At 74.1% G+C, this 7,201-nt stretch carries 5 protein-coding genes and 1 pseudogene; 3 read left to right on the forward strand and 3 right to left on the reverse strand.

Features of this window, described 5'->3' with window-relative positions:
• A pseudogene (locus ABD308_RS36710) lies at window positions 1-587 on the reverse strand (SAV_6107 family HEPN domain-containing protein); the annotation flags it as partial.
• Between the two features lie 443 nt (window positions 588-1,030).
• Between ABD308_RS36710 and ABD308_RS36715 the strand changes: the two are divergent.
• Both ABD308_RS36715 and ABD308_RS36720 read left to right on the forward strand, forming a co-directional pair.
• Complete coding sequence (locus ABD308_RS36715; RefSeq protein ID WP_344344603.1) at window positions 1,031-1,669, forward strand: DUF4126 domain-containing protein; 639 nt, start codon at window positions 1,031-1,033, stop codon at window positions 1,667-1,669.
• Window positions 1,670-1,679: 10 nt separating this feature from the next.
• Window positions 1,680-3,185: a phytoene desaturase family protein gene (locus ABD308_RS36720; protein WP_344344605.1), complete on the forward strand. Its 1,506-nt coding sequence runs from the start codon at window positions 1,680-1,682 to the stop codon at window positions 3,183-3,185.
• A gap of 825 nt (window positions 3,186-4,010) precedes the next feature.
• On the opposite strand, the gene ABD308_RS36725 is transcribed toward ABD308_RS36720, so the two are convergent.
• Both ABD308_RS36725 and metF read right to left on the reverse strand, forming a co-directional pair.
• Window positions 4,011-4,871, reverse strand: coding sequence for a hypothetical protein (locus tag ABD308_RS36725; RefSeq protein ID WP_344344607.1), 861 nt, complete (start codon window positions 4,869-4,871; stop codon window positions 4,011-4,013).
• 122 nt (window positions 4,872-4,993) lie between these two features.
• On the reverse strand, window positions 4,994-5,908 hold the full coding sequence (gene metF / locus ABD308_RS36730; RefSeq protein WP_344344609.1) for a methylenetetrahydrofolate reductase [NAD(P)H]: 915 nt from the start codon (window positions 5,906-5,908) through the stop codon (window positions 4,994-4,996).
• 188 nt (window positions 5,909-6,096) lie between these two features.
• Between metF and ABD308_RS36735 the strand changes: the two genes are divergently transcribed.
• Window positions 6,097-7,201, forward strand: a 1,105-nt coding sequence (locus ABD308_RS36735; protein WP_344344611.1) for a polyprenyl synthetase family protein, incomplete at its 3' end; no start/stop codon positions are given.

A 7,201-nucleotide genomic window follows, 5' to 3' on the forward strand; every position in this document is an offset into this window, starting at 1 on the left:
CCCTCGCCGCCGACCGCGTCGCGGCGGCCCACGCCGTCCGCGTCGTCCAGCGGCAGGCGCGGGGCGGGCGGGGCGGCGTGCAGGCCGAGCAGGCGCTCGACCAGGCGGAGGAACAGGGCGGAGTTGCGGACCAGGTCGTCCGCGTCCCGGGCCGAGGCCGCGCCCCTGATACCCGCCTCGGCCGCCGCCCGGCGGCGCGCTCCGGCCGCGAAGTACGGCGCCCACTCGGCGAGTTCGGGGGCCACCTCGGGCAGGACCTCCCAGGCGCTGCGGATCGCCCGGCGGCGCCGTTCGCTCTTCTCCGGACGCCCGCGCACGGCGAGCACCGCCGCGACGGTGCGCAGCGCCGCGAGGTGCGCGGCGGCGTACCGCTCCAGCGGGTCCTCCAGGGTGCGGGCCCGGGCGAGGGTGCGGTGCGCCTCGGCGAGCAGGTCCAGCGCGGCGGGCGGGGCGGCGGCCCGGCGCAGCACCGGGTGCACGTCGGCACCGGCGGACGGCCGGTGGGCGGAGGAGCGCGCGGCGCTCCCCGGTCGGTAGGCGGCGGAGTGGAGGCGGGCGGTGACGGGCTCGGGGTGGCTGATGGTCATGGTCTCCCCCGTTCCGAGGCAGCGCACGGGCCGGGTGGTCCGTGCCCCTCCATCGTGAACGGCACCACTGACAATCGGGCCCGGTCCGGTCCCCGCCCGACCGGCGGCCGAAGCGCCGCCCCCCACGGACGGCGCTTCGGAACTCCCCGGTCCCCCCTGGTACCGGCTCCCCCGTGGCCCGCTCCGCAGCCCCGTGCCGGCGGTGCGCGGCCACCGGCCGGCTCCGGGGCGGGGCGCCCGAAGCGCCGCCTTCCCGGTGCCACCACTGTGGCGTCCGCGCAGGTCGGAGGCCATCCGCGCAGGTACTCAATCGCTCGTCTGAGTATTCGTACTCAGACCGCGCGGCCGGGGAACCGCCGCTCCCGCCGGCGGCGTCCCGGTACGGTACGGCGAGCCGGGCCGACTCCGGCGCGGAACGCGAGCAGGAACGGACGGGAAAACGGATGACGATCGTCCCGCTGATCTTCACCAGCGGACTGGCGAGCGGGATCAACGCCTACGCGGTGGTGCTGCTGCTCGGTCTGCTGGGCCGGTTCGCCGGGGCCGAATCGGTGCCGGCCGCCCTGGAACGCACCGATGTGCTGCTCGCCGCCGGCGCGCTGTTCCTGCTGGAGGCGGTGGCCGACAAGATCCCGTACGTGGACAGCGTCTGGGACGTCGCCCACACGGTGATCCGGCCGGTCGCGGGCGCGACCGTCGGCGCGCTGATCGCCTCCACCGACCCGGGTTCGCTGGGCGAGGTCGCGGCCGGCGCGATGGGCGGCACGACGGCGCTGGTCAGCCATCTGGTGAAGGCCTCGCTGCGGATGGCGGTGAACACCTCGCCCGAACCGGCCAGCAACATCGTGGTCTCGCTGGCCGAGGACGTCTCGGTGGCCGGGCTGGTCACGCTGGCGATCTTCCACCCGTGGCTGGCCGCCTCGATCGCCACCGTCCTGCTGCTGGTCGGCGTCCTGCTGGTGTGGTTCGCGATCAACCGGATCCGCGCGTTCCGCGCCCGGCGCCGCGAACGCCGCGCCGCCCGGGCCGCGGGGGCGGGGGCCGGGCGCCCGGTGTCCGGGGGACCCGTCCCTCGCGCCTAGGATCGAGGCCATGGCACGGATCGTCATCATCGGCGCAGGTATGAGCGGGCTCGCGGCGGCTTCCCGGCTGGCCACCCTCGGGCACAAGGTGACGGTCTGCGAGGCACGGCGCACCTACGGCGGCATGGTCGGCCGCTACGAGCGCGACGGTTTCGCCTTCGACACCGGCCCCGGACTGCTCACCCTGCCCGCCGTCTACCGCGACCTCGCGCTGAAGACCGGGCGCGAGCCGCTGGAACAGCTGGTCGAGCTCGGCCCGGTCGACCCGGAGAGCCGGCACCTGTTCCCCGACAGGACGGCCGTCTCCCTGCCCAACTCCTCCCGGGGCGGCGTGATCCAGGCCCTCGACCAGGCGTTCGGACCGGGCGCCGGCGAGCGGTGGGCCGAGGTGCTCAACCACGGCCGCACGGTCTGGGAGGCCACCCGCCGCCCGCTGCTGGAGGAGCCGCTCCCCGCCGATCCGTCACCGCTGGACACCGACCCGTACCCCGTACCCGGCCCGCCCCGGCGCGGCCTGTTCGGCCGGCGGCGCGGCCCGCGCCAGTGGACGCTCGCCGACGTCGCCGCCGAGCAGCTCGGCGGGCACCCGGGGCTGACCGCCCTGCTGCACGAACACGCGCTGCGGTTCGGCCTCGACCCGCGAAGCGCCCCCGCCGGGGCAACCGTGCTGCCGTACATGGAGCAGTCCTTCGGCGTCTGGTACGTCAAGGGCGGCCTGCGCGCGCTGGCCGACGCGGTGTACCGCCGCTGCGAGCAGCGCAAGGTGGAGTTCCGCTTCGAGACGCCGGTCGCCAAGGTGATCGTCCGCGACGGGCGGGTGTGCGGGGTGCAGACCAAGGGCGACCGGATCGACGCCGACATCGTGGTCTCCTCGATCGACGCCCGGGTGCTGCACACCCAGTGGATGAGCGCGGCCGAGAGCTCGGACGAGTGGCCCGCCGCCGCCGAGCGGCTGCACGGCGTACCGGGGCGGGTGAGCGTCCTGCTCGCGCTGCGCGGCGCCCGCCCGGAGGGGACGGCGCACCGCACGGTGGTGCACGCCGGCGACCCGGGTGCCGAGCTGGCGGGCGTCTTCGACCCGGGCGCTCCGCTGACCGACCGGCCGACCGTCCAGGTGCTGCGGCCGGACGACCCGTCGCTGCACCCGGAAGGGCACGAGGCCGTGGTGCTGACCGCGACCACCCCGTCCCTGGACCTCGACTGGGGCGCCCCCGGAGTGGCGGACGCGTTCGCCGACCGGATGCTCGACCACGTCGACGCGGCCGGCCTGAACCTGCGCGAGCGGCTGCTCTGGCGCGTGGTCCGCACCCCCGAGCACACCGAACGCGACGCCGGCTCCTTCTTCGGCTCCGTCCCGCCCCCGGCCCTCGCCGGCCTCGACGGCTCCCTCCTCCAGGCCCCCAACGAGGACCACCCCGGCCTCTACCTCACCGGCGGCGCCGCCCACCCCGGCGGCGGCCTCGCCCGCGTGGGCATGTCCGCCTGCATCGTCGCCAACCTCATCGGCCCCGCCTAGAGCGAGCGCGAAAAGTCGGCCCACCCGACTTCCTGCTCCACGCGACCCGAATCTACGCGCATAGATCCCACCGAGACCCGCGCGCCCACCAGCCCCGGCGGAGCAGGAAGTCGGACCGGCCGACTTCCCACTCCGAGGAGCGCCCCCGGCGCGAGAAGTCGGACCCGCCGACTTCCCGCTCCAGAAGCCGCCACGCCTCCACCAGGAACCCCCTGGCGCCACACATCCACCGACCGTCACGGAGTGGAAAGTCAGCGCGGTCGACTTCCCACTCCGCGGCCCGGGCCCGGGACTAATGGTCACGAGCGGCCCCCCGCGCGAGAAGTCGGACCCGCCGACCTCCCGGGCGAATCTATGCGCGTAGATCCCTCCGCGCAGCCCCACTCGCCGACCCCGCGGAGTGGAAAGTCGAAGCGGTCGACTTCCCACTCCACAGCTCGCGACTGGAAGTTGCGGCGGCGCCCTCGGCTCCAGAAGTCGGACCCGCCGACTTTCCGTGCCGCACGAGGCTATCTACGCGCATAGACACCCTTGGGGCAAACGCCCGCGCCAACCCGTGCGGAGTGGAAAGTCGGCGGGTCCGACTTCCCACTCCAGGGCGCGGGAGCTTCACCCGTGGCGGCGCGAGCGCTGGAAATCGGGTGGTGCCCCCGGCGCGAGAAGTCGGGCCGGCCGGCTTTTGGCGCCATGCGCCGCCAAATCTACGCGCATAGAGCCGCCTGCGGGCGGCCGGTGCCTGGAGTACGTGAGCGGCTCGTGTGGAGTGGGGCCGGCCGACTTTTCGTGTCGTGCGGGCCCCGCGTTCAGGTGCGCGGAGGCGCGGCTTCAGGACTGCTGCTGCCAGGTGGGCGGGTGCTGCTGGTAGCCGTACTGGTCGTACTGGGGCTGCTGGGGGATGCCGTTGACGGGCTGCTCGGGCTGCCACTGCTGGTGTTGCTGGTGCTGCTGCTGGTCGTAGCCGTACGGCTGTTGCTGCGGCTGCTGGTAGGCGGCGTAGGGGTCGGGCTGCGGCTGCTGGTCGTAGCCGTACGGTTCCTGCTGCTGGTAGGCGGCGTAGGTCTGGTCGTAGCCGAAGGCGGGCTGCCACTGCTGGTGCTGCTGCTGGTCGTAGCCGTACGGCTGTTGCTGCGGCTGCGGCTCCTGGTAGGCGGCGTAGGCGTCCTGCTGCGGAACCGCGTGGAGCAGCTCGGTCTGCTGCTGCTCGTAGTACGCCGCCGCGTACACGCCGTCGGCGGCCAGCTCCTGCATCGCGAACGCGGCGGTTTGCTCGACAGCCGTCTCCTCCACGGGAGCCGGCGGCTCTTCGACCGCGCCGACCTCGCCGACCTGCTCCACCACGACCGCCGTCGCGGCGACCGCCGCTCCCCCGCCGGTGAGCGCGCCGAGCAGCGGCACCTTGGCCAGCGGCCCGGGCAGGCTCCCGTCCGCGGCCCGCAGCGACCACCCGGCCGCGTACCCGCGCTTCACCGAGAGCGTCACGAAGGTCTGCCCGATCGCGAACAGCGCGGCGCCCGCGCCGATCACCGGCACGGAGCCGATCGCCATCCCGCCGGCCACCGCGAGGAAGCCGGCCAGCGCGAGGCCGCGCCAGTGCAGCGGGGCCCGGTTCTGGAACAGCAGCTCGGCGACCAGCCAGAGCGCCACCACCGCCAACGCGACGTACAGCAGCAGGTATCCGATGCCCATCCCGCCCGCTACCTCCAGTCGCGTGCCCGCGCCCGCCGCGCGTGTGCGGCGACTGTACCGGTTCAACGGCCCGGGTACCGCATCGCGTTCCCGGCCACCGCGGGAACGCGACGCGCCGCGGTTCAACGCCGGTGCAGACCGAGGTTCTGGTAGATCTCCAGGGTCGCCGTCGAGTGGTTCAGCGTGATGAAGTGCAGTCCGGGGACGCCCTCCGCCAGCAGCCGTTCGGACATCGCGGTGGCGTGCTCCATGCCGACCGCGCGCAGCGCCGCCGGGTCGTCGACGACCGCGCGCAGCCTGGCCTCCAGGTCCGGCGGGAAGGCCGAGCCGCTCAGCTGCGGGAACCGCTCCAGCTGCTTGGCGTTGGTGACCGGCATGATCTCCGGGATGATCGGCGTCTCGCAGCCGGCGGCCGCCACCCGGTCGCGCAGCCGCAGGTAGTCGTCCACCTCGAAGAACATCTGGGTGATGGCGTAGTCGGCACCGGAGCGGACCTTCGCCACGAAGTGCCGGATGTCGTCGTCCCAGTTGGTCGAGCGCGGGTGCATGTTGGGCGAGGCCGCCACGCCGACGCAGAAGTCGCCGATGCCCTTGATCAGCTCGACCAGCTCGTACGCGTAGGTGACGCCCTGCGGGTGGCTGATCCACTCGCCCATCGGGTCGCCGGGCGGGTCGCCGCGCACCGCGAGGACGTTGCGCACGCCCTGGTCCGCGTACTGGCCGATGATGTTGCGCAGCTCGGCGATCGAGTGGTCGACGGCGGTCAGGTGGGCGACCGGGGTGAGCGTGGTCTCGGTGGCGATCCGCCCGACCATGTTCACCGTGCGCTCGCGCGAGGTGCCGCCGGCGCCGTACGTCATGCAGACGAAGTTGGGATCGAGCGGTTCCAGCCGCCGGATGGCGTCCCAGAGCCGCTGCTCGCCGACCTCGGTGCGGGGCGGCATGAACTCGAAGGAGAAGGACCGCTTTCCGGCCGCCAGGAGGTCGCGGACCGTCTGTGCGCGGTCCGGTCTGGTCGAAGCGATACCGAGTGCCATGCTGGCAGATTAGCCGTCGGCGGAAGGGCACGGACAACTCGGTCCCAATTCCTGAGACGCCGGATGGCCGAGTGGTGGACTCCGGGCGAACGCCGGAGCGCGCGACCGGCCGGAGCCCGTGCGTACGGCTGTTCCCCTCCAACGCGGATACGCTTGCGCTGCACCCCAGCTACCTCCGGAGTCCCATCGTGACCTCGTCCAGCCACCGGCCGGCCAACCCGATTGACGTGGAGGACGTGCGCGAGCGCGTCAACGCCGCCCTCGTCGGCTTCATGGACGGCCAGTCGGCCCTGCTCGGCAAGGTCTCCCCGCAGCTGGAGCCGGTCACCGAAGCGCTGCGCGACTTCCTGCTGGACGGCGGCAAGCGGCTCCGACCGGCGTTCTGCTACTGGGGCTGGCGCGGCGCCGGCGGCCCGGCGGTCGGCGAGGGGATCGCCCGGGCGGCGGCGGCTCTGGAGCTGCTGCAGGCCAGCGCGCTGGTCCACGACGACCTCATGGACCGCAGCGACACCCGCCGCGGCCTGCCGTCCGTGCACCGCCGCTTCGAGGCGATGCACCGCGAGCGCGGGTGGCGCGGGGACCGCGAGCAGTACGGCGCCTCGGCGGCGGTACTGCTCGGCGATCTGCTGCTGATCTGGTGCGACGAGCTGTTCCTGAACTCCGGCCTCGACCCGGCGGCGGTGCTGGCCGCCAAGCCGATGTTCGACCTGATGCGCACCGAGGTCATGGTCGGCCAGTACCTGGACGTGCTGGAGCCGGTCGCCGGGGACTCCACCGACGAGGGCGCGCTGGAGCGCGCGCAGACCGTCCTGCACTACAAGTCGGCCAAGTACACGATCGAACGACCGCTGCAGGTCGGCGCGCTGCTGGCGGGCGCCCCGCCCCGGCTGGTGGAGGCCTACGGGGCGTTCGGCCTGCCGCTGGGCGAGGCGTTCCAGCTGCGGGACGACCTGCTCGGCGTGTTCGGCGATCCGGCGGTCACCGGCAAGCCGGCCGGCGACGACCTGCGCGAGGGCAAGCGGACGCTGCTGGTCGCGCACGCCATGCGGGGTCTGCCGGCCGCCGAGGCGCGGCACCTGGACGAGCGGCTGGGCGCGCCGGACCTGACCCCCGAGGAGGTCGCCGGGCTGCGCGAGCTGGTGGCCCGCAGCGGCGCGCCGGAGCGGGTGGAACGGCGGATCGAGGAGCTGCTGCGCCAGGCGCTGACCGCGCTGGAGGCGGCCCCGCTGGCGGACGCGCGGGCCCGCGAGACGCTGCTGGCGCTGGCCGAGGCCGCCACCGTCCGCAAGTACT

The sequence above is a fragment of the Kitasatospora putterlickiae genome, from assembly GCF_039527695.1.
Taxonomy (GTDB): Bacteria; Actinomycetota; Actinomycetes; order Streptomycetales; family Streptomycetaceae; genus Kitasatospora; species Kitasatospora putterlickiae.

Excerpts from the sequence above, each read along its gene's own strand:
- ABD308_RS36715 (WP_344344603.1), top strand. The coding sequence starts at position 1,031 with ATGACGATCGTCCCGCTGATCTTCACCAGCGGACTGGCGAGCGGGATC.
- ABD308_RS36720 (WP_344344605.1), top strand. The coding sequence starts at position 1,680 with ATGGCACGGATCGTCATCATCGGCGCAGGTATGAGCGGGCTCGCGGCG.
- ABD308_RS36725 (WP_344344607.1), bottom strand. The coding sequence starts at position 4,871 with ATGGGCATCGGATACCTGCTGCTGTACGTCGCGTTGGCGGTGGTGGCG.
- metF (WP_344344609.1), bottom strand. The coding sequence starts at position 5,908 with ATGGCACTCGGTATCGCTTCGACCAGACCGGACCGCGCACAGACGGTC.